22 protein-coding genes and 1 tRNA gene are annotated in these 22,219 nt (G+C 61.0%); 15 read left to right on the top strand and 8 right to left on the bottom strand.

The genetic code is table 11. From position 1 onward, the window contains the following. Positions 1–5 precede the first annotated feature (5 nt). Complete coding sequence (locus Q1K31_RS12300; protein WP_300379919.1) at positions 6–1,409, top strand: HAMP domain-containing sensor histidine kinase; 1,404 nt, start codon at positions 6–8, stop codon at positions 1,407–1,409. Between the two features lie 6 nt (positions 1,410–1,415). Here the strand turns inward: Q1K31_RS12300 and ggt are convergent, their stop codons facing one another. Next, the gene (gene ggt / locus Q1K31_RS12295; protein WP_300379916.1) at positions 1,416–3,179 is read right to left on the bottom strand and encodes a gamma-glutamyltransferase; all 1,764 of its coding nucleotides are present in this window, start codon (positions 3,177–3,179) and stop codon (positions 1,416–1,418) included. A 112-nt stretch (positions 3,180–3,291) separates the two neighbouring features. Between ggt and Q1K31_RS12290 the strand changes: the two genes are divergently transcribed. From Q1K31_RS12290 to Q1K31_RS12260, 7 genes are all read left to right on the top strand, one after another. Continuing rightward, the gene (locus Q1K31_RS12290; RefSeq protein ID WP_300379913.1) at positions 3,292–4,284 is read left to right on the top strand and encodes a P1 family peptidase; all 993 of its coding nucleotides are present in this window, start codon (positions 3,292–3,294) and stop codon (positions 4,282–4,284) included. A gap of 54 nt (positions 4,285–4,338) precedes the next feature. After that, positions 4,339–4,415: transfer RNA gene (locus Q1K31_RS12285), tRNA-Arg, on the top strand. Positions 4,416–4,472: 57 nt separating this feature from the next. Beyond that, positions 4,473–5,156, top strand: coding sequence for a hypothetical protein (locus Q1K31_RS12280; RefSeq protein ID WP_300379910.1), 684 nt, complete (start codon positions 4,473–4,475; stop codon positions 5,154–5,156). A gap of 93 nt (positions 5,157–5,249) precedes the next feature. Then, positions 5,250–6,335, top strand: a complete 1,086-nt coding sequence (locus tag Q1K31_RS12275; RefSeq protein WP_300379907.1) for a hypothetical protein — start codon at positions 5,250–5,252, stop codon at positions 6,333–6,335. Positions 6,336–6,415: 80 nt separating this feature from the next. Then, positions 6,416–7,597: a VWA domain-containing protein gene (locus Q1K31_RS12270; RefSeq protein WP_300379904.1), complete on the top strand. Its 1,182-nt coding sequence runs from the start codon at positions 6,416–6,418 to the stop codon at positions 7,595–7,597. A gap of 103 nt (positions 7,598–7,700) precedes the next feature. Next, on the top strand, positions 7,701–8,597 hold the full coding sequence (locus Q1K31_RS12265) for an alpha/beta hydrolase (protein WP_300379902.1): 897 nt from the start codon (positions 7,701–7,703) through the stop codon (positions 8,595–8,597). Positions 8,598–8,607: 10 nt separating this feature from the next. Further along, complete coding sequence (locus Q1K31_RS12260) at positions 8,608–9,384, top strand: crotonase/enoyl-CoA hydratase family protein (protein ID WP_300379899.1); 777 nt, start codon at positions 8,608–8,610, stop codon at positions 9,382–9,384. Positions 9,385–9,386: 2 nt separating this feature from the next. Here Q1K31_RS12260 and Q1K31_RS12255 read toward each other — a convergent pair whose 3' ends face one another. Further along, complete coding sequence (locus Q1K31_RS12255; protein ID WP_300379897.1) at positions 9,387–11,081, bottom strand: DUF2207 domain-containing protein; 1,695 nt, start codon at positions 11,079–11,081, stop codon at positions 9,387–9,389. Then, positions 11,081–11,635, bottom strand: coding sequence for a LemA family protein (locus Q1K31_RS12250; RefSeq protein ID WP_367187584.1), 555 nt, complete (start codon positions 11,633–11,635; stop codon positions 11,081–11,083). The genes Q1K31_RS12255 and Q1K31_RS12250 overlap by 1 nt, the downstream gene beginning before the upstream one ends. A 125-nt stretch (positions 11,636–11,760) precedes the next feature. Here Q1K31_RS12250 and Q1K31_RS12245 point away from each other — a divergent pair, with 125 nt between their 5' ends. The 5 genes from Q1K31_RS12245 to Q1K31_RS12225 are packed head-to-tail and all read left to right on the top strand — an operon-like array spanning position 11,761 to position 15,646. Beyond that, positions 11,761–12,621 (top strand): DMT family transporter, encoded by an 861-nt coding sequence (locus tag Q1K31_RS12245; RefSeq protein WP_300379893.1) that lies wholly within the window; start codon positions 11,761–11,763, stop codon positions 12,619–12,621. Between the two features lie 33 nt (positions 12,622–12,654). Then, complete coding sequence (locus Q1K31_RS12240) at positions 12,655–13,929, top strand: TCR/Tet family MFS transporter (protein WP_300379891.1); 1,275 nt, start codon at positions 12,655–12,657, stop codon at positions 13,927–13,929. A gap of 39 nt (positions 13,930–13,968) precedes the next feature. Continuing rightward, positions 13,969–14,502 (top strand): HAD family hydrolase, encoded by a 534-nt coding sequence (locus tag Q1K31_RS12235; RefSeq protein WP_300379888.1) that lies wholly within the window; start codon positions 13,969–13,971, stop codon positions 14,500–14,502. Further along, on the top strand, positions 14,499–14,942 hold the full coding sequence (locus Q1K31_RS12230) for a GNAT family N-acetyltransferase (protein WP_300379884.1): 444 nt from the start codon (positions 14,499–14,501) through the stop codon (positions 14,940–14,942). Before Q1K31_RS12235 ends, Q1K31_RS12230 begins: the two co-directional genes overlap by 4 nt. An 11-nt stretch (positions 14,943–14,953) precedes the next feature. Continuing rightward, positions 14,954–15,646, top strand: a complete 693-nt coding sequence (locus Q1K31_RS12225; RefSeq protein WP_300379882.1) for an aspartate/glutamate racemase family protein — start codon at positions 14,954–14,956, stop codon at positions 15,644–15,646. Here the strand turns inward: Q1K31_RS12225 and Q1K31_RS12220 are convergent. The 5 genes from Q1K31_RS12220 to Q1K31_RS12200 all read right to left on the bottom strand — a co-directional run bounded on the left by Q1K31_RS12220 (position 15,643) and on the right by Q1K31_RS12200 (position 19,239). After that, positions 15,643–16,080, bottom strand: coding sequence for an EVE domain-containing protein (locus tag Q1K31_RS12220; protein WP_300379879.1), 438 nt, complete (start codon positions 16,078–16,080; stop codon positions 15,643–15,645). The genes Q1K31_RS12225 and Q1K31_RS12220 overlap by 4 nt on opposite strands. A 53-nt stretch (positions 16,081–16,133) precedes the next feature. After that, positions 16,134–16,928, bottom strand: coding sequence for a heme-dependent oxidative N-demethylase subunit alpha family protein (locus Q1K31_RS12215; protein WP_300379877.1), 795 nt, complete (start codon positions 16,926–16,928; stop codon positions 16,134–16,136). A gap of 13 nt (positions 16,929–16,941) precedes the next feature. Then, positions 16,942–17,568 (bottom strand): class I SAM-dependent methyltransferase, encoded by a 627-nt coding sequence (locus Q1K31_RS12210; RefSeq protein ID WP_300379874.1) that lies wholly within the window; start codon positions 17,566–17,568, stop codon positions 16,942–16,944. 7 nt (positions 17,569–17,575) lie between these two features. Then, positions 17,576–18,277, bottom strand: a complete 702-nt coding sequence (locus tag Q1K31_RS12205) for a hypothetical protein (RefSeq protein ID WP_300379871.1) — start codon at positions 18,275–18,277, stop codon at positions 17,576–17,578. 332 nt (positions 18,278–18,609) lie between these two features. Next, positions 18,610–19,239, bottom strand: a complete 630-nt coding sequence (locus Q1K31_RS12200; protein ID WP_300379868.1) for a LysE family translocator — start codon at positions 19,237–19,239, stop codon at positions 18,610–18,612. A 73-nt stretch (positions 19,240–19,312) separates the two neighbouring features. Between Q1K31_RS12200 and Q1K31_RS12195 the strand changes: the two genes are divergently transcribed. After that, complete coding sequence (locus Q1K31_RS12195) at positions 19,313–19,765, top strand: Lrp/AsnC family transcriptional regulator (RefSeq protein WP_300379865.1); 453 nt, start codon at positions 19,313–19,315, stop codon at positions 19,763–19,765. 94 nt (positions 19,766–19,859) lie between these two features. Further along, entirely contained in the window at positions 19,860–22,217 is a 2,358-nt protein-coding gene (locus Q1K31_RS12190; protein ID WP_300379862.1) for a prolyl oligopeptidase family serine peptidase, read from the top strand. Positions 22,218–22,219 lie beyond the last annotated feature (2 nt).

The raw sequence follows: 22,219 nt of genomic DNA, 5'->3' as shown, positions 1-22,219 counted from the left end.
CAAGTGTGCATGACGCTCCGTCACCTTCTGCCGCCAATGGCCACACGGGCTGGATGGATAGCCTGTCCTTCAGGCTTTTTGCCCTCACCATAATTGCGATCCTGCTGGTCGAGTTTCTCGTCTTTGTACCGAGCGCGGCCAATTACCGTCAAAGCTGGCTGTCTGAGCGGGTTCAGGCCGCGCGCATTGCGGCCCTGTCACTCGAAGCCGCCCCCAGCCGCATGGTCTCGGAAGAACTCTCGAACGAGCTGCTTGAGCGTGCCGAAGTTCTTGCCGTAGCCGAAATCAGCGCTGACAGGCGTGAGCAGATCCTGCCGCCTGCCATGCCGCTCGACGGTCCGATGAAGCAGGTCGATCTCATGGAAGAAGGCATGAGCGGCGCCATCATCCAGACCTTTGCGACATGGACTGCGCCGGAAGGACGTATGCTGACCGTCCGTGCCATGGGCTCCGAGCCTGGCCATGTCCTTGAGATCATCGTGCCCGAAGCCCCGCTGAAAGAAGGCCTGACGGCTTTCGGCTGGCGCATTCTCGGCCTGTCACTAATTATCTCGATGACGGCCGGGACTCTCATCTACCTGCTGCTCCTTTGTCTGGTTGTACGTCCGATGCAGAGGGTTACCGATTCCGTCATCCGCTTCCGGCGCAATCCGGGCGGCTGGAAGCAGCGCGTCGAGCCAACCTCCCGGCGCGACGAAATCGGGCGCGCCCAGAATGCACTGGCTGACATGGAAGCAGCGGTCTCCGACAGTTTCCGTCAGCGTGAACGCCTTGCCCAGCTTGGAGAAGCCGTGGCCAAGATCAATCACGATCTGCGCAATACACTCGCGACCGCCCAGATTGCTTCGGATGCTCTCTCGGCCTCTGATGACCCAAGGGTCCAGCGGGCTGTCCCGCGGCTGGAGCGTGCGCTTGAACGCGCCATCAACCTGGCCAGCGAAACGCTGAAATACGGCCGGTCCAATACACCCGCCGCCAAGGTTCAGAAAATACATTTACGACAGGCTGTCGAGGAAGCTGCCATTGAAGCACTCGCGCCCTATCCCGGCATAGACGTACAGAATGAGCTGGAGGAAACGGCCACGGGCCAGTCCGATCCTGACCATTTCCACCGCATATCCGCCAACCTGATCCGCAACGCCGCCGAAGCCATGCAGGGAGAGGGCCTTATCCGGCTCGTCCCGCAAGCTGACGGCGTGGACTTCCAGGATACCGGACCGGGCCTGCCCGACAAGGCGCAGGAGAACCTGTTCAAGCCTTTCGCGGCCTCCTCCCGGCGCGATGGCTCCGGTCTCGGGCTGGCGCTCTCACGTGACCTCGCCCGCTCCATGGGCGGGGATCTGAAACTTGTCGAGACCGGGCCGGAGGGCACCTGCTTCCGCCTGAGCCTGCCAGCGGAGCAGGACTGACCCTTCTTACTCCTCCAGCGTTTTCGCGACGCCTTCCCGGCGCGGGTCTGCCCCGCCTTCAAGGCCATCCTCGCGCACAACGATGACATGCAGGCCGGAATTCTCACCGGTCCGCTCCTCGACGACATAACCCATGTCGCTCAGCATTGCGGCCCAGTCCTCGCCCTTGCGGACATCAATCTCCACGCCAACCGTGCGGCCACGTGCGATCACGTTGGGCAGGTCTATGGCGTCCTGTGCAGACAGGCCCCATTCCAGAACACCGATGACCGTCTTCGAGACATAGGCAATGATCGAGTTGCCGCCCGGCGACCCGGTCACCATCAGGAGATCACCTGCTTCATCGAACACCATGCTCGGTGACATGGAGGAACGCGGGCGCTTGCCCGGCCCCGGCGCATTCGCGACCGGCTTGCCACCCATACGTGGCTGGCGCGCAAAATCGGTCAGTTCGTTGTTGAGAAGATAGCCATTCACCATGCGCGAATTGCCAAAAGCCGATTCCACGGTTGCCGTCATAGAGACGGCATTCCCCTGACTGTCGACAATGGAAATATGCGTCGTGCCCGGCTTGTCATCGCTTGTGTCGCGCCCCCACATGTCAATCATGGGACCACGCCCGAGCACTTCACCCGGATCGCCGGGTTGCGGTTCGGCGTCCATGTCGCCGCCCTGGGTCGCGCGCGCATCAAGATAGTCCGGATTGATAAGGTCCTCGCTCGGCACCTGCACAAAATCGGAGTCAGCGACGTAATGGTCCCGGTCGGCATAGGCGAGGCGCTGGGCCTCAACCCAGGCCCGCAGCCTGTCCGATTTCGAGTCGCCGCTGTTTGACGGCAGGATCCGGTTATACAGGCCATAGATGGCGTTCTGCGTCACGCCTCCTGAAGAGGGCGGCGGCGCGGAACATATCTCGATATCTTCATGCTTTCCGCAAAGCGCCGGACGGGTCTCGACGTCATAGCCTGAAAGATCTTCCAGCGTCATGCTGCCGGGGATGGGATCAGCCGAAAGGGCAGCCACGATGGCTTCGGCATTCGCGCCGGTGTAGAACGCATCCGGCCCATTCGCGGCGACAGCCCGCAACGTCTCTGCATAAGCTGGGTTCTCGCGCACGAAACCGGCCTTCAAAGGCTCGCCGTCAGGATAGAAGTATCCTGCGCTCGCTTCGTTGTCTTCGTCGTCCAGCCGCACTGCCTGGCGCAAGCGCTCATTCGCCAGCAGGCCGGCAAGGCGTGGAGACACCTCGAACCCGTCGGCGGCAAGATCGATGGCTGGCTGGAAAAGCCGGGCCCAGTCAGCTTCGCCTTCCGCTTCGTGCATCGCCTTGTAAAGTGCGATCATGCCCGGCACACCCGCAGAGCGCCCGGACTGCCAGGCGGGAACAAACCCCAGAACCTCCCCATCCTGCATGAACAGGTCCTCGGTCGCCGCCATTGGTGCGGTCTCACGCCCGTCATAGACGGTCAGCGCATCATCTTCGAAATCATAATAGACCGCGAAAGCCCCGCCGCCGATACCGGAACTCTGCGGCTCGACGAGGCCAAGCACGGCATGAACTGCGATTGCAGCATCCACGGCTGTCCCGCCTTCACGCAGCACATCCAGCCCGGCTTCTACCGCACGCGGGTCAGCCGCAGCCACCATGGCACCTTTCGTCCAGGCCCGCGCGGCCTCAGCTTCTTCGGCCGGGGCCTGTTCGGGATCCGGCTCAACCGGTTGCGGTGTCTCCCCGGCGGGCTGGCAGGCCGTCGCCAGAAGTGCAGACATTAGTGGCAGCAATAAAAAACGCGGTTTCATACTTTGGCGCAGGTCCTGTTCTGTGGTTCAACATATCACAGACTAAACACTCACAGCTCAGATAAAAGGTGGTTTTCAGACCATGTCACGACCCGGCCCGCGAAACCTGATTACCGATGTCCCCGGCCTGCTGGTCGGTAATGCCGAAGACCGGGACGTCATGACCGGCTCTACGGTCGTGTTCGCCGAGGAACCGGCAACAGCCGCATGTGCCGTCGCCGGCGGCGGACCGGGCACACGCGAGACAGACCTGCTGCGCGCCGACACAATGGTCGAACAGGTTGATTCCATCGTACTCTCGGGCGGCAGCGCCTATGGACTCGCCGCTGCCGACGGTGTGGCAGCCAAACTCGGCGCCATGGGCCGCGGCTTCGGCCTGAAAGACCTGCCGGGGGTGCCGCCAACCCCCATCGTGCCGGCCGCCATCCTTTATGATCTCGCCAATGGCGGGAACAAGAACTGGGGCGAGACCCCACCCTACCGCGCGCTTGGAGAAGAAGCCTTCGAGAACCGGGCCGCCAGCTTTCCGCTTGGCAATGTCGGCTGCGGGCTCGGGGCAAATGCCGGTGCCCATGCCGGGGGTCTCGGCTCGGCGTCTCTGCGCACAGCCGATGGCGTGACCATCGGGGCGCTGGCTGGCGTGAACTGTTTCGGCTCTGTCTTCATGCCGGACACGACCTGCTTCTGGGCCTGGCCGCATGAACTTGGTGGCGAATTCGGCGGCCACCGCCCGCCCACCGACTATGCGTGCGACCCGGAGGAATGGGGCGATGCCAAGATGAACCCGCAGCCCGGCCAGAACACCACGATCGCCTGTATCGCCACGGACGTCATCCTCACCCCGGCGCAGGCCCAGCGTGTCGCGCAGATGGCACTGGCAGGTTTTTCACGCGCCATTAGGCCTGTCTTCGCGCCGTTTGATGGGGATGCACTTTTTGTTCTCTCGACCGGCAAGGTCGCGCTGGAAGAGCCAACACCGATCCAGCTCACACGCATGGGCGAACTGGCCGCTTCAACGCTCGCAAGGGCCATTGCGCGTGGGGTGTATGAAGCCGATCAGAAAGTTGCAGCATAAGCGCTTGCATCGCCGCCACCCCGCCTGTATGTGTCCGCCTCTCAACTCGGCGTGGCACCGGTAGCTCAGTTGGATAGAGCACGTGACTACGAATCACGGGGTCGGGGGTTCGAGTCCTCCCCGGTGCGCCATTTCCCTCATAATCTATCCAGCGAAACCCGCTCAGGGTTTTGTGCGTTGGTCCTGATGTGACCGGTTGCATTCTTGATCCCGGCGAACTGCCGCCGCTCGACAGCGACGAGCTGCGCACCCTGCGTGCGCGCGTTTTCGCAGACGGGATTTGTGCGTCCGACTTTGTCACACTGCTGGAACACGAAGATCATGCCTTCCAGCTCGTCTTCGGTGAGAACACCCTCCTGAAGATCGAGTTCGATGTCGCCATGATTGGCGAGCATTCGCACATGGTCCGAATACCCGGGCGTGGCGAAGAGCCTGAAATCATTACGGCCTATCCCGGCAATGGCTATCTCAGGGTCGCCAGACCGACCCCCTGGCATGAAAGCCCACACTCCCCGATGCGTGGGCAGACTTCCCATCAGCGTGTTGCCATCATCGCCACAGAGTTCAGCGAAGATGACTGGCGCCGTGTCGCCATCGTGGCCGAAGCTATCAATGAAGCGAACCTGAACTATAATTTCCTGTTCCAGAACTCTAATTCCGTCGTCGCGACACTCGCCGAAGTGGCAAAGACAGCGTTCACCGACCTGCCAGGCGGCGGCCTCAATCTCGGCGCCGGGAACACACTCTTCGACGAGCTCCTCGGGGGCCGGCAAGTGCCGAAATTCCTCGTCCGCGGGGGCACGTCACATTCTGGCGATACCACGAGCCCCGTGCCGGATAGCCTGCCGAAAGATGTCGATACCGACGCGTGACCGCTCGCAAACTTGATCAAGATTATCCATACAATGGGAACGCGACCCTGCTCCTGCCCGTTTTCTGTCTAACCACAAAACAGGAGCAAGAAGATGAATGAGCATTTCTCCCTCGAGACGATCCGCCACGCCTTCGCAGATTTCTCCGACAAGACTGTGACGGTTTATGTACCCCGCCCTGCCGTCGAGATTGGTGGTGAAAAGTGGCGTATCCTGCGCAAGAATGTTGTCGATGCCGTACAGAATCACGCCCCAAACGCTGATCGGATTATCGAACGGCTGCAGAATTTCGAGCTGCCCAATTTTCGCGCCAATGGCATCGTCCTTTTCCAGGATGGCGAACATTATCGCATGGCGCACCTGAATTCGCGCCCTGTCGCCTCCATCACGACAGGCGAGCCGCCTTTCATTCTCCCGCTTCTGGCCGACTACCAGAACCGTGAAACCCACTGGGTGCTGTTCGTTACGCGCGATGAGCCGAAACTCTTCCTCTATTCGGGCGGCCATGTGAAGGACATGACGGACCGGCTGGACGCGCCTAAATACCGTTCGGTCGAGGCACGCCGCCACGTGCATGACGATGTGTTTTTCCATTCCGTTTCCCGCGGATCGGCAAGCGCTGGTGAAGGCGAGTCGGCTTTCCATGCCCTCGGCACAGGCCAGGATGAAGAGCGCGACAAGACAGACCGCGCCTTCTATGAAGACGTTGCCAATGCAGCTGACCAGGCCCTGCCCCCGCAGACCAAGACCCTTCATGTGATCGGCGAGGAAGGCACGGTTGGCCACTTCGCCCAGGTCATGGAGCATGGCCGCTTTGATCTCGTCCAGCACCATGCTGGCGGACCAAACGAGGTCGAGCAGCACATCAAAGAAGCATTTGGCGATGAATCAGCCACGGAAGGCAAACTGCCGGAAGGCAAGAATCTTCCGGACCTGAACGATGCCGCCAAGGCCGGACAGATCGACACGCTCTACCTGCCTGTTGAGCACGCCTTGCTGGAAGAAATGCACGAACAGGCCGATGAGCATGTGAAGTTCCGTGAATTTGCCCATGACAGCAGCGAAGCGGGCCATAACCGTACGGCCTATCTTGCGCTTGAGAACGGTGCAGATATCAACTGGTATGCCGCTCACAAGCACAATGCCGTTGCCGAAATCCGCGCCGATTTGCGCTGGTAGGGCACTATTGCGCCGCGTCAGCCCTTGGACTTGGCTGGCGCGCGCGTTACCTTGGAGGCAGACATAAGAGAGTCCGCCCCATGTTTCTGAACTTTTTCAATGAATTGCGCGAAGCCAAGGTCCCGGTAACGCTGCGCGAATATCTCACCCTGCTAGACGCGATGGACGCAGACGTTATCGGCATGCAGGTCGAGGATTTCTACTATCTTTCCCGCTCCGCGCTGGTGAAGGACGAGCGTAATCTCGACAAGTTCGACCGTGTCTTCTCCCATGTCTTCAAGGGCCTGGACACGTTGCAGGACGCTGTCGACGTGCAGGACATTCCCGAGGAATGGCTGCGCAAGATGACGGAGAAATTCCTTACCCAGGAAGAGATGGACGAGATCGAGGCGATGGGCGGTTTCGAAAAGCTCATGGAGACCCTCAAAGAACGCCTCGAGGAACAGAAAGAACGCCATGAAGGTGGCAATAAATGGATCGGCACGGGCGGCACTTCGCCGTTTGGCGCCAATGGTTACAACCCGGAAGGCGTACGTATCGGGCAGGAAAAGTCCCGTCACCGCCGTGCGGTCAAGGTCTGGGACAAGCGTGAGTTCAAGAACCTCGACGATAGTGTCGAGCTTGGTACCCGCAACATCAAGGTTGCCCTGAAACGCCTGCGCAAGTGGGCACGCGAGGGCGCCGAGGAAGAGCTGGATCTCGATTCGACGATCCACAAGACCGCCAAGCAGGGCTATCTCGATATCGAGATGCGGCCTGAAAAGCGCAACACGGTCTCGGTCCTACTCCTCCTCGATGTCGGCGGCTCGATGGACCCGCACGTGCGCGTTTGCGAGGAGCTGTTTTCTGCAGCCCGTTCGGAAATCAAGAACCTCGAATACTATTACTTCCACAACTGCCCCTATGAAGGCCTGTGGAAGGATAACCGCCGTCGCCACAATGAGCGTATTCCCACCTGGGACGTGCTTCACAAGTACCCGTCGGACTACAAGGTCATTGTCGTTGGGGATGCCACGATGAGCCCTTACGAAATCACCTATCCCGGCGGCTCCGTCGAGCACTGGAACGAGGAAGCCGGTGGTGTCTGGCTCCAGCGGTTCGTCCAGCAGTTCCCGAACTTTGTCTGGCTCAACCCGGTCAAGTCCGGCGCATGGGACTATACCGGCTCCATCAAGCTCATAAACGAGCTGATCGGTCCGGGCCGCATGTTTGAAATGACGATTCAGGGTCTCGAAGACGCAATGAAGGAGCTGGGGCGGTAGCGCCCCACCGGCCCGCTGAATAAATCAATTCACGGGACCCATTTACATGCCCCTGCGGCATGCCCTCTATTCTCCCGCAAAAGACCATCATGGGAGACAGGACATGCCACGCGCGAACGCCAACGGAATCGAGATCGAATATCAGGAATACGGATCAAAGGACGATCCGCTGATCCTGCTCGTCTCCGGCTTTTCCGGCCAGATGACGCGCTGGCCGGAAGGCTTTGTGCAGGGTCTGGTTGATGCCGGGCGCCGGGTCGTTGTTTTCGACAATCGCGACATCGGCCTGTCGACAGAATTCACAAATGAAGTTCCAGCAGCCCCGCGCGACATCGTCACCGCAATCTCCGAGGGCAAGGACCCGACGGGCATGGTGCCTTACCTCCTCGACGACATGGCGGCAGATGCGGCCGGGCTGATCGAGGCGCTTGGTGCCGACAAGGCCGATGTACTCGGTGCCTCCATGGGGGGCATGATCGTGCAGCTCATGGCGCTCAACCACCCGGACCGGGTGCGCTCCCTTATACCCGTCATGACGACCTCAGGTGCGCCGGGCCTGCCGCCTGCTGACAAGGAAGCACAGGCCGCGCTCACAGCCGTGCCGGAGATACGCACCGCCGAGGCCGTCGCTGATATTGCCGTCCAGTCGCGCAAGGCCATCGGCTCCCATGCCGACATCCGCAACAGCGATGATCAGACCCGCCGCCAGTCGATTGCCGATTTCGAACGTTCAGACCGGCCAATGGGTGTAGCCCGACAATACGCTGCCATCCTGGCCCAGCCGCGCTGGCATGAGCGCCTGTCCGGCGTCTCCCATCCGACGCTTGTCCTTCACGGGGCGATGGATCCGCTCATCAAGGCCGATTGCGGTCGCGATGTGGCCGAACGCATTCCCGGCGCAGAGATCGAGATCGTCGACAAGTGGGGCCATGACCTGCCTGAAAAGATGGTGCCCGTGCTGCTCGACCTGGTCGTGCCTTTCCTCAAGCGCCATACATAGGGCCACAGCCATGAGCACAGGCGAGAACGTCCTCACGCAGACAGACGGCCCGGTCTTTACCGTCACCATCAACCGGCCACAGGCCCGCAATGCAGTTGACCGTGATACCGCCCAGGCCCTCTACGATGCCTTCAAGGCATTCGATAGCGATGAAAGCCTGTCGGTCGCCATCCTGACAGGCGCGAACGGCAATTTCTGTGCCGGGGCCGACCTGAAAGCCGTGTCCGAAGGTCGGGGCAACGTCACCAAACCATCGGGAGATTTCGGCCCGATGGGACCATCCCGGCTGAGGCTCTCCAAACCTGTTATCGCCGCCGTCGAGGGCTATGCCGTCGCCGGCGGACTGGAACTGGCGCTGTGGTGCGACCTGCGTGTGGCCTCAGAAACAGCGCGCTTCGGTGTGTTCTGCCGGCGTTTCGGCGTGCCGCTGATTGACGGCGGCACGATCCGCCTGCCCCGTCTGATCGGTCAGTCTCATGCCATGGACCTGATCCTGACAGGCCGGGAGGTTGGCCCGGACGAGGCCATGCAGATCGGGCTCGCCAATCGCCACGTGCCGGAAGGCGGCGCGCTGGAAACCGCGCAGGCACTCGCTCATGAGATCGCCGCATTTCCCCAGCTCTGCATGCGCAAGGACCGGTCTTCCGTCCTATCGCAATGGAGTCTCGACGAGGAAACTGCCTTGCTGGCCGAAACCAGCGGTGGACTGGATGTCATACGCTCAGGAGAGACCGAGGCAGGCGCGACCGAGTTCAAGTCCGGCAAAGGGCGCCACGGGGCGTTCTAGGGCTACCAGCCTCCACCGCCTCCGCCGCCGCCGCCCCCACCGGAGAAGCCACCACCACCTATGCCCGAGGAGCCGGAGCTCTGCGGCATGGAGCTGGTCACACCCGAACTGATATTGCTGACAAGGCTGTCATTGAGGCTCGCCAATGAAGCGTGGCCATAGCCCATATGGCTCCAGGCCGGATCATAGTCCGCGGCCTCACGGGGAAGCGTTTTCTCGAAATACTTCGTCCACGGTTTTTCCACGCCAAGCGCGATGGCATAAGGCAGGAAGCGCTCATAACGCTCTTTCGTCATTGGTGGTGGCTCACCCGAGCCGGGCTCGGCAGCATTCAGCTGGAGCTTCTCCGCCTTGTCCATGTAAAGCCGGAAGCCCTCTATGGCGGTGCGCACCTTTTGCCCCTTCGGCGTCGGTGATGGCATCAGGTACATGAAAATGCCGTTCATCAGCACGATCGCACCGATCAGGCCCATAAGCCACCAGGACCAGCTGGTCGCGTGGGCGACAGCCCAGATCACAGCCACGATGGAAAGCCCTACCGCAAACAGGGTATAGCCCAGATTCCACTTGAAATACGGTTCACCAAAGCGGCGGGAGACACGCTTTCGAAACTTCGTGTATGCGCTGGTGAAGCCTTCATTTTCTTCGCCGCCGAGCGTAACCGGCGCGCCGGAAAGGAGCTTGCTGACCAATACGCCCTCCTCGCCCGAAAGTTTCTCATGCCCGGACTGTTTCGGCGTCAGCACCGTCTTCTTCTTCTCGCGGGCATCAATCTCGATCACATCCTTGATGCCAAGATTGACGAGCGTGGCGATCAGTGCGTCATGCTTGTTGAACCCACGATGATAGATGTGGTGGACGGCGGCCGGCGAATACCCTTTCGGCGGCTCATAGCGTGCAAAAACAGGCCCCTTGGGCGGATCGACGCCAACCAGCCGCCAGGACCGGTAGAGAAAGACGAAGACCCCGAGCAGGGAAACGCCGAGGATCACCAACGCGCCCCTGCGCTGCCACCAGAGACTGCTCCTGTCGCTGAGGCTTGGCGGATCAACTGCCCCCTTCTCGAAAGCGAGCGAAATGGTCAGCCCTTCCTGCGGGCCGAGCCGCTGTGTGGTCTCGAACGTGTAGAGGTTTCCATCACGGCTGAAACTGTAGGCGTTTTCGCTGCGGCCCTGCCTGCCCGTATAGGCGTTCTGCTCGACCAGCCCTGCCCCTTTCGGCAGCTGTACCAGCGCCACTGCCTTGCGGATGGGGAAGCTCCAGTAACTGCCGGTCACATTCCAGTAAAGTTCGTCATACCCCTCGAAATAGCGGACCTGGTTGGAAACGCGATACCGGATCTCGTAAGTATGTTCGCCCCGCGGCAGGAGTCTTTCTGCATCGCCTATGCGGATACGAAAGGCATTGCCTTCGCTCATGGTTTCGTAAGGCTCACGCGTTCCGTTGCGCCAGACCGAAATCACATCATAGTCATAGCGCAGCTTGTCGCCTTCACTTTCAAAGAAGCGCGGCAGATCGCGGAAGATACCGCGCCTGATCTCGCGCCCCTCCGAGGTCAGGCTGATCGTCTCCTTGACTACAATGTCGCCATCCGTCTCGACCTTGATGGCGGCTTCATAGCGTTTGATGGCTTCCTCACCGGCCGCTGTGAGGGTCAGGACAGCCGCAACGAGACAGACATAGAACAGCCTTAGCATCAGGTCTCACTCCCGAAACCGACCTGCGGCAAGGCGCGGTCGGATGTCTCGATTTCGAAATACTGGGCCTGCTCAAATCCGAAAGGCGCTGCCACAAGGCTTGATGGGAAGCTCTCGACCAGTGTGTTCAGCTCCCGCACGGCCCCGTTATAAAAGCGGCGCGCCATCTCGATCTTGTTTTCAGTATCGGAAAGCTCGGCCTGCAAATGAGCGAAGTTTACACTCGCCTTCAGGTCCGGATAATCTTCGGCCACGGCGAACAGCCGACTGATCGGGCGCGACAGCTGGCTCTCTGCCGCGCCACGTTCTGCAGCATCGTCGCCTGCCTGGGCAGCTCGATTGCGTTTCTCCGTGATTTCCTCGAACAGCTGGCGCTCATGGGCGGCATAGCCCCTGACCGCCTCGACCAGGTTGGGAAGCAGGTCGGCCCGCCGCTTGAGCTGGACGTCAATATCCGCCCAGCCATTGCGAACCATCTGTCGTTTCGCAACAAGCCGGTTGTAGATGATCACCAGCCCAATGACGAGCACAGCGCCAAGCGCCAGCAGGATCAGCAGCCCCATCTCCATACGTCCCCTTCCTCCATAATTTGCTCATGGGACTATCGGGCAAACCGGATGGCCTGTTAAGGGCCTAGTCGTTCCCGCCCTGTTGCAGGGCAAGATCAGGGATATTCTTGATGAGCCTGCCGCTTCGCACCTTCCTGCTGACTGCACTCGCCATGACGGCCTTTGCCGCCAATTCCGTACTGGCGCGCCTCGCCATGGTCGAGAGCGAGACCGGCCCGTGGACGTTCACGCTCATCAGACTGGTTTCTGGCGCACTCATGCTCGCCCTGATCGTTTCCCCACGACAGGCCGTGCGAACAGGCAGCTGGCTGTCTGGCCTCGCCCTCACAGTCTATGCCGGGGCTTTCTCGATTGCCTATCTCACCCTCGCCACCGGCACGGGCGCGCTGATCCTGTTCGCGCTCGTCCAGCTTACCATGATCGGCTGGGGGCTTGTGTCAGGCGAACGGCCCGGCCCGGCGCGCTGGATCGGGCTGGCCATGGCCTTCGGCGGTCTGGTCTGGCTGATGCTGCCGGGTCTCGATGCCCCGCCCCTGGCAGGCGCAGCGCTGATGGCAAGCGCAGGCATTGCGTGGGGGGTCTACTCCCTGCGCGGACGCGGTGGGACGAAGCCAACCGCCAGCACGGCGGGCAACTTCCTGCGGGCGGGGATCATGGCCACCGCCATGAGCCTGCCGGTCTTCCTCATCGCCCCTGAAGCCACGCCCGACATCGAGGGTCTGGTCTACGCGCTCCTCTCCGGGGCGGTTACCTCCGGGCTCGGCTATGCGATCTGGTACACCGCGCTCAAGGGCCTCAGCGCGAGCCTTGCCGGGATTGCACAGCTCAGCGTGCCGGCCATCGCGGCCCTGGGTGGCGTCGTATTCCTCGCTGAACCGCTTACGCCGCGCTTCCTGCTTGCAACCGCCCTCATCCTGTCCGGCGTCGCGATTGCAAGCCTTCTGAACGACCGTCGCAAAAAGGCGAATTGACGCGCGGGGCAATCGCGGCCAAACCCTCCCGCGATGACCGAGGCTCCCGCCACCCGCAAGCATGGGAAAAACGCTTTCCTGTTTGTCATCGTCTGCGTGGCGATAGACATGCTCGGCTTCGGCATCATCATCCCCGTCATGCCGTCGCTCCTGATGGAGCTGACCGGCCAACCTGCGTCCGAGGCGGTCGAGGTCGGCGGGCTGATCGCTGCAACATTTGGCTTCCTGAACTTCCTTGCCATGCCGGTTCTCGGCAACCTGTCAGACCGTTATGGCCGCCGGCCAGTGCTGCTGGCTTCTATCGCAACACTCGGCATCGACTTCCTGATCATGGGATTTGCGCATTCGCTCTGGCTGCTTTTCATCGGCCGGGCGCTGTCCGGCGTTTCAGCAGCCACCTTTTCCACCGCCAATGCCTATATCGCCGATACGACAGACCCTGATGAACGCGGCAGGGCTTTCGGCATGATCGGGGCGGCCTTTGGCTTCGGCTTTGTCATTGGCCCGGCCATCGGTGGCTTTCTCGGCGATATCGATACACGCCTGCCCTTCTTTGCCGCCGGAGCCCTGTGTTTCATGAATTTCCTCTATGGCTATTTCGTCCTGCCGGAGTCACTGGCAGAAGACGAGCGCCGCCCCTTCAAGCTAAGCCGGGCGAACCCCTTCGGCACATTCATGCACTTCTCGAAACTGCCGAAGGTTGCATGGTTCATCGCGGCAATCGGCCTCTTCAGCATCGCCCATTCCGTGTTTCCATCGACCTGGAGCTTTCATGGCGTGATACGCTATGGCTGGGATGATGGGGAAATCGGCCTGTCACTGGCCTTTGTCGGCATCGGGTCGGCCATTGTCCAGGCTGCGCTGATTGGCCCCTTCATCAAGCGGTTTGGACCGTTGCGCACGGCCGCCTTCGGGCTTGCCGTGAACATGGTGACATTTGCCGCATTCGCCTATGCCGACATGCCTTGGATGGCCTATGCCATCATCCCCATCAGCTCGCTCGGCGGGGTCATGATCCCTGCCATCAATCAGGTCACATCCGGGCTTACTCCCCGCAACGCGCAGGGCGAGCTTCACAGTGCTGTCTCCAGCCTGCAAGCACTCACCATGGCCTTCAGCCCGATCCTCATGACGCAGACCCTGCATACCTTCTCGGCACCGGATGCACCTGTCAGGTTCCCGGGCGCCGCTTTCCTGCTGGCCGCCATGATCACGGCCCTGGCCATCATCCCGTTCGTGCTTGGCGTGCGGGCAAACCGCAGGGAAGTCGCCAAGCTGGCTCCAGATACCGGTCAGACCCCGGCCTAGGTCACTGGTCCGGGCCAACAGTCTCCTTTACAGATGGTAATGATGACACAAAGACGTCCCGCCCTCTTCCTTGACCGTGACGGCGTTCTCAACGTCGACCGTGGCTATGTCAGCCAGACGGCAGACTTTGAATGGATTGAAGGCGCGATAGAATGCGTCGCAAATTTCAAGGCGCGTGGATGGTTCGTCTTTGTCGTTACCAACCAGTCAGGCATCGCACGCGGGCTCTATACGGAAGCCGAGATGCAGGCGCTGCATGAGCACATGATCGAAGAACTTGCCGCGCACGGCACTGCGATCGATCGTTTTTACCATGCGCCCTGGCATGAAGAGGGCGAAGTCGCCTATTACCGCAAGGCCAGTATCGACCGCAAACCCGGTCCGGGCATGCTGCTCCGGGCCATGGCAGATTTCCCGGTCATCCGTGAGCAGAGCTTCCTGATTGGTGACAAGCAGACCGATATGGAAGCTGCGAAAGCTGCGGGCGTCGGGGCCTTCCTTTTCAAGGGCGGCCGTCTGGATACTTTCGCGGAGTGGTCGCTGGCGAGTTTCGAGGACGGGGTGCGGGGATGAGCAAAATCACGACAAGACCGCTGGAAGCAGAAGACAAACCAGCCTGGCGTGACCTCTGGCGCGGATACCTCGACTATTATGAAACCACCGTCAGCGATGAGGTCTACGATTTCACATTCGCCCGGCTCATCGACCCGAAACGCCCTTCAATGAACGCGTTTCTTGCAGTCTCCGGCGAGCAACCCTGCGGCCTCGTCCATTACATCTTCCACGAACATTGCTGGAAGCTGGAAGAGGTCTGCTACCTTCAGGATCTCTACGTTAATCCCGGCATACGCGGCGGCGGGGTCGGCCGCGCCCTGATCGAGGCGGTCTACGATGCCGCGGACCGGAAGGGCACGCCTTCAGTCTACTGGATGACCCAGGAATTCAACTATCGTGGCCGGATGCTCTACGATCAGGTCGCCAGCCGCACACCCTTCATCAAATACCAGAGATGATGGACGGGGCCATGAAACGTATCGGCATCCTTGGCGGGATGAGCCCGGAAAGCACCGTGATCTATTATCGCCTCCTCAATGAAGGAGCACGCAAGGCGCTCGGCCCGCTTTCCACCGCCGACTGCCTGATCGCGTCGATGAACTTTGGCGAGATCCAGGCCATGCAGAAAGCCGGCGAGTGGGATCGCGCCGGAGACCACCTCGCCCGCGCTGCAAAGGGGCTTGAGGCAGCAGGCGCCGACCTCATCATCCTCGCGACCAATACGATGCACCAGTGCGCCCCGGCCATCGAGACCGCCCTGCAGGTGCCATTTCTCCATATTGCGGATGCTACTGCCGCGCGTCTGACGGCAGAGGGACGGAACAAACCGCTCCTGCTCGGCACCGCCTACACAATGGAGCAGGATTTCTACAAAGGCAGGCTCAGCCGCGCGCATGGCATTCACGCCATGATCCCCGCACCTGCCGAACGCGCCCTCATTCACAGCATCATCTTCGACGAGCTGGTCAACGGCGTCGTACGGGAGGAAAGCCGCAGCGCCTATCTCGCCATCGTCGCACGCCATGCCGCCGAAAGGGCAGACAGCGTGATCCTCGGCTGTACGGAAATCGGCATGCTGCTCGATGACGGCAACTCGCCCCTGCCGGTTTATGACACAGCCGCGATCCATTGCGCGGTCGCGCTGGAAACAGCCCTGGCCTAGAGCGGCTTCAGCGTCTTTCCGTTCAGCCCGCCCATGCGGCAGACTTCCATCCACTCATCTTCCTTCACCGGCTGGACCGACAACCGGAAAGACGTCACCAGCGCCATGTCCTCCAGCTTCTCATTGGCTTTCACGTCTTTCAGCGTCACCGGCTCGGGCATGTCGCAGACGGCGCGGATATCCACGCAGTCCCAGCGCTCGTCATCGGTCGTGGAGTCCGGATGGCTCTCGGCGCAGATCTCGGCGATACCGACAACTTCGAGACCCTTGTTGGAATGATAGAAGAAAGCGAGGTCGCCTTTCTTCATGTCCCGCATGAAGTTGCGCGCCTGGTAATTCCGCACGCCATCCCATTCGGTGCCTTTCTCGCCTGCTTCTTTCTGCGCGTCCCAGCCCCATTTGAACGGCTCGGACTTGAACAGCCAGTATGCCATGTTTTCCTCCGTCGAATCCTTACACGCAGCCTACATAAAGCAGTTCGCCGCGATTACGACCACGGGGCGCCAGCCGACTGCCGGCACGCCTGCCTGACGAGCGGCTCCAGCTCGTCCCAGCCCTTGTAAGCGCGGATTTCCGGGGCCGCCCCAAGCCAGGCATCCTCGAAGGTTTCACGCAGGTCTGCATCGGCGAGAATGGGCAGGAGCGGATCCATGCATACCCGGATCGTGAAACAGATCGCGCCGGTTTCCGGCAGCTTCCGTATGGTCTGGCGCTCGACCCGCAGGAAAAGCTGCTCCGGCGCGACACCATCGGCACGCGGGCGGTCCGGCGTATGGCGCGTGCCCTCGGCCTGTACCGTCCAGTTAAACCGTTCGAGTACCCTGTCACTGGCCAGATTGTCGAAGATGCGGTTGATGCGCGCCGCCAGCTGTGGATTGCCGCCGGGAACGGGATCATGCAGGTCGGCCAGGGACAGGCCCAGCTGATCTTCCGGCCACCAGTAGGTCGGCGCAGCGACCACCGCCGCCGTGAGCACCCAGGCCCCATCCGTGTCCCGCTCCAGCAGGCACAGATCGTCGGACACAATTGAGGCCGCCGCTTCCAGTGCCGTCTCCCAGCTGTGATGCGGTGATCCGCCAACGGCCTCACCGACCAGGGACAGAAGCTCACGGGCGGGCAGGCCATTCACATCGCCGAGAACGGTTTCATCGGGCCGGGTTGCCATGACGATGCGTTTGCCCGGCAGCCACTCCTCATTCTCTGTATCCGGGACCAGCCACTTGCTTTCCGGGATTGGACGCAGACCCGGCGCAACCTCGGGCGGACCATTGAGGAAAGGCATATATGGGGGCCGTCTAGGCGACACGCGCCGCCCCCCAGCTGACGAAACCGGCAATCTTCGGCGTATTGGGCAGGTACATCGTCTCCATACCGTCCAGCGCGAAGCCGGCCTTTGCAAGCATCAAGCCGGTGTCGCGCGTCAGGTGACACCCCCCCGCCAGCGGGCGCCAGACCGGCTCGATCCGGCGCTGCCACTTCGCCACCCCTTCATCCGGGGCCAGCCCATGCTCGGAAAAGAGAACCTGTCCGCCAGGCTTCAGCACACGTCTGGCCTCGCTCAGCGCGGCTTGCCAGTCCGGTATGGTGCACAGGACGAATGTGATGATGACCGTGTCGATGGACTTGTCTTCCAGCGGCAGGGATTCTGCGCCCGTCTGGAGAAACTCGATCCTGTTGCCCCAGCCAAGTCCTGCTGCTTTCTGGCGGGCGCGCTTCATCATGCCTTCAGACGGCTCAAGTGCGAAGAGCGTCTCGATATCGGCATGCGTGTAGTAATCGAAGTTCGTGCCAGACCCGGCGCCGATCTCGAGCACCCTGCCGAATGCCAGCGGGACGACTTTTTCGCGCTGTTTCAGGATCGGTTTTGTCGAGCAGGCACATGAGATCAGCGGCGGAACGACATATTTTTCCCAGAGACCCATACAGCTGTCAGCCTTTCGAGTTGAGGCGCCGTTCGGTCGCCTGATTGGCAGGTTTCGGCACAAGTGCATCCTGCGTGATCATGATATCATAGGAGAGGCCATCAGCCATCGGTACATAGAAGGCAGAGCCGAACTGTGTGCCCTTCATGCCGAAACGCGTCCCCTGTTCCTTGGCCAGGGCATAGACATCGAGGCCGGGGTTTTCGGAAAGCGCAACGCCATTGCTCGTCGCCTCGCTGACAGCGCCAGTGCCGTAACGCCGGTTCACACGGCCTTCGAGATATTCCAGGCGGTAGACACTGTCATAGCCGAGCATGTTGGCCATGGGTTTGAACGTGATGACACGCGCGCCCATGGAAAACTCATCTCCGCTCACAATGCAGTCGGCCTTGCCGCCCACACCATCATCACACCGGAAATTGCCGCCTTCCGCCAGCTTCACCTCGACACTGTAAGCATTTTCCTCGCCGGACACCGCATTGAAGCTGACCTGCGCGACCGGGCGCTCATGGGTGAGGCGCATATAGGTCTGGAGGTTGAGCCCTGCGAAGGTGCCAACACCCGCTGCGCCGAGGAAGCCGACACCGAACAGGAAGCGCGCGCCGCCTGCAGCAAGGCGAAGCTTCATCAAACGGCCCAGCCCGGCAAAGGTCAGCATCAGGCCGATTACGCCTGCAAGCGCCGGTAAAATCCACCAGATCAGTCCCATGTCTCTCCCGAAATCTCGTCGCCTCACCTGCCCAGCTTACAGGTGTACCCTACTAGCGCGTTTTACCAAAAGCCTGAGTGCAAGACAGGCCGGAAACGTACTGGTTGCAGGTGATGCATCGCTCAACCCGCTCCGCGCCAACACGGTTTCATGTAAGGTCTGAACAAAAAAAATAGCGGGGCCAGATGCCCCGCCAGAAGTTGCTACGCTTCCGGACACGATGTGGAAGCGTCAGACTGGCTTTGGTCTGGGAGGACGCTGAAAAAGCCAGTGAGGCGCATATCTTACGATAGCCCACTATCGTCAACCTTCAGTGAGCCCTGTGCGACAATTCACGCCATATCCAGCCCACCTGCCGTCAGGATCGGCCAGAGCGACCCGAGCAGCAGAAGCGCCGCGATTATATTGAATGTCCTCAGCCGGGCCGGATGCTCCAGCGCACGGCGCAGCTGACGGCCCATCACCGCCCAGCTCGACACGGACGGGAAGTTTATCAGCCCGAACAGGAGCGCAATAATCAGCAGGCTGTAGATCGGTGCGCCCGGCAGGGTGTAGGCCGTGACCGCCGTCAGCGCCATTGTCCAGCCCTTCGGGTTGACCCACTGGAACAGGGCCGCCTGAAGAAAAGTCAGCGGCCGCCCACCTGAGGCCTCGCCTTCTTTCGCGTCGCCGGCTGGCGGAGGCGCACTGGCAATCTTCCAGGCGAGATAGACAAGATAGAGCACGCTCACCGTCTTCAGCACGTCATAGCTGGCCGGGAACATCTCGAAGACCCGTACGAGTCCGAGGCCCACCAGCACCACCATGATCACGAAGCCGATGCTCACGCCGAGCGCATGCGGGACAGTGCGCGAGACGCCGTAGTTGGTGCCTGAAGCCATCAGCATCAGGGTATTCGGTCCCGGCGTGACAGAAGACACGAAAGCGAAAGCCGCAAAGGCAAGGAGGTGCTCGATCGTCATGAACACAACAATAGTGTGACTGTGAATTAATTTCCTTGCGTTTTCACCCCCTTGCCCATTATTTCATCAACGAATGGCCAAGATAGACGACATCAACCGAAGAATATTGCAGGAACTGTCCGCCAACGGACGTTTGAGCAATGCCGAGCTGGCAGACCGGATCGGCCTCTCACCTTCAGCCTGCTTGCGCCGCGTGCAGGAGCTTGAGCGCGCCGGCGTCATCCTCGGCTATCGCGCACGGCTCAATCCGGCAGCCCTCGACAGTGGTTTCGTCGTATATGTCTGCGTTGGCCTGTCCAAGCATACAAAGGCGGAATCACGGGAGTTCGAGCGCGCCATGGCCCGCGCCTCACAGGTGAGTGAATGCCATAATGTGACCGGGTCGATCGAATACCTCCTGCGCATCGAGGTCGCCGATCTTGATGCCTACAAGCATTTCCACACCGACGTGCTCGGCACGCTGGAGCAGGTCCGCAGCATTACATCCTATATCGTCATGGATTCTCCCAAGGATGAACGCGCCTGAGCATTTTTGCCTCTCGTCGCAGGCGAGTCCGGTTGATCCCGGTCAGCCCCGTGATAGCTTCCCGGACATGACGAGACAGAAAGGCTCAGACCTCATGAGACATGCCCGCTTAATCGGCGCAGGTGCCGCTGCCCTGCTGGTCGCCATGCCAGCACTCGCCCAGGATGCAAGCGCGCAGGATGACAGCAAGCAGGACAGCAACCGCTTCACCGCCGAACGCGTCTTCGACCTTGAATACGCCACATCACCGCGTGTTTCGCCAGACGGTTCGAAAATCGTATATGTCCGCCACTCCATGGATATCCGCACAGACCAGGATCGTGGCGACCTCTGGATCATCGACGTCGAGAGCGGCGAGCAGCGCCCGCTTGTCGTTGGTGGCATGTCCGCCAGCAATCCGCGCTGGTCGCCTGATGGCGAAAAACTGATCTACTCGACCACGAAAGACGAAAAGCCTGAACTGCGCCTGCTCTATCTCGATAGCGGCGACAGCTTTTCACTTGCCCAGTTCGAGGAAGGCCCCTCCGGCGCGTCATGGTCGCCTGATGGCAGCATGATCGCCTTCTCAAAGTTCGTCCCCGGTGAAACGCCAAGCTTTGCCGAAGCACCAGAAAAGCCCGAAGGCGCAGAATGGAACGAGCCGGTCAAGGTCTTCGATGACCTGACCTTCCGGTTCGACGGACAGGGTTATCTCGAGGAAGGTGTCGAGCAGGTCTTCGTGCTCTCCACCGATGGCGGCTCTCCCCGCCAGTTGACCTCCGGCGAGGCAGACATGTCGAACCCGGTCTGGCTGGATGAGGACACACTTCTCGTCACCGGCAACAAGGCCGATGACCGCCACATCGACCGCATCGAGAGCGAGATCTACACGCTCGAGCTTTCCGACATGTCCATGAAGGCGCTGACCGACCGTGACGGACCGGACCACTCCCCCGTCGTCTCTCCGGATGGTCAGACCATCGCCTTTCGCGGCCATGACGACAATGTGCTCTCCTATGAGCAGTCCAATCTCTATCTCATGGATGCCGACGGCACGAATGTGCGCGAACTCGCCGCCAGCTTTGACCGCTCCATGGGCGAGACGATGTGGGCCCCCGATGGCGAGAGCGTTTATGTCCTGGCCGAGAACAAGGGCAATATGGACGTCTTCGAGGTGAGCCGCACAGGCGGGGTCTCCAAGGCGCTTTCCGGGCTGGGCGGCACCTCAATCGGGCGGCCCTATGCCGGTGCAGGGGTAAGCGTTTCGAAAACCGGGGAACCTGTCTTTGCCTACACGCAGGGCTCACCCAACAAGCCCGCGGACATCGCCGTTGCAGGCGAAACCGTCGATGCACGCGAACTCACTGCGCTGAATGACGACATCCTGCCTCACCTGGACATGGCAACCGTCGAGGAGATCAAGGTCACCTCAAGCCATGACGGACGCGAGATCGAGGCGTGGGTTGCCCTTCCACCCGGCTTTGAGGCGGATGGCAGCTATCCGATGATCCTGGAAATCCATGGCGGGCCGTTCTCCATGTACGGGCCTTTCTTCGCTGCGGAAATCCAGCGCTATGCCGCCGAAGGCTATGTCACCGTCTGGGCCAATCCGCGCGGCTCGACAGGCTATGGCGAGGAATTCGCCCAGCTGATCGACCAGGCCTATCCCGGCAATGACTATGACGACCTTATGAGCGTCGTCGACGCCATCGTCGAAAACAACTATGCCGATCCCGACCGCCTGTTCGTCACCGGCGGTTCCGGCGGCGGCGTCCTCACCGCATGGATTGTCGGCAAGACAGACCGCTTCGCGGCCGCCGCGACCATCAAGCCTGTCATCAACTGGTTCACCGAGGCGCTCGCTGGTGACATCGCGCCAACCGTCTGGCGCCACTGGATCCGTGAAGATCCGTGGGAAAACCCGCAAGCCTACTGGGAGCTTTCCCCGATCAGCCTGGTTGGCAACGTCGTCACCCCGACACTTGTCATGGTGGGCGAGGAAGACTGGCGTACCCCGACCTGGGAAGCCGAGCAGTTCTACACTGCTCTGAAACTGCGCGGGATCGACAGTGCGCTCATCCGCGTGCCGGAATCCCCGCACTATATTGCCGGACGCCCAAGCCGCCTGATTGCCAAGACCGACAACATCATGGGCTGGTTCGCGAAATACGATCCCGCCAAGCAGGATGAAGACTCCGGCGGCAAGGCAGACACGGCCCCGGAAAAGACCTCTTCAGAAGCGGCCAACTGGTTCAAGCGCGACCGGAAGGACGAGCGCAAGAAAACGTCTGAAGAGTCTGCTGCTGGCGACAGCCCGGCAGAAGACGCCGAGACGCCGGCTCAACAGTCAGGACAGGCGACAGGCGGTAACGCTGCAACCGACGCAGACGAACCGTCCGGCGAGGAAGCTGACACGCCGGAAGCCGAAGACAATGATGAGGAAAAACCGGAAATCGAGTCTGAAGAGACCTGAGG

Source organism: Henriciella sp. (genome assembly GCF_029936995.1).
In the GTDB taxonomy this organism is placed as follows: Bacteria; Pseudomonadota; Alphaproteobacteria; order Caulobacterales; family Hyphomonadaceae; genus Henriciella.
Note: the sequence above shows the minus strand (reverse complement) of the source record. Positions and strands in the feature narration are given on the sequence as shown.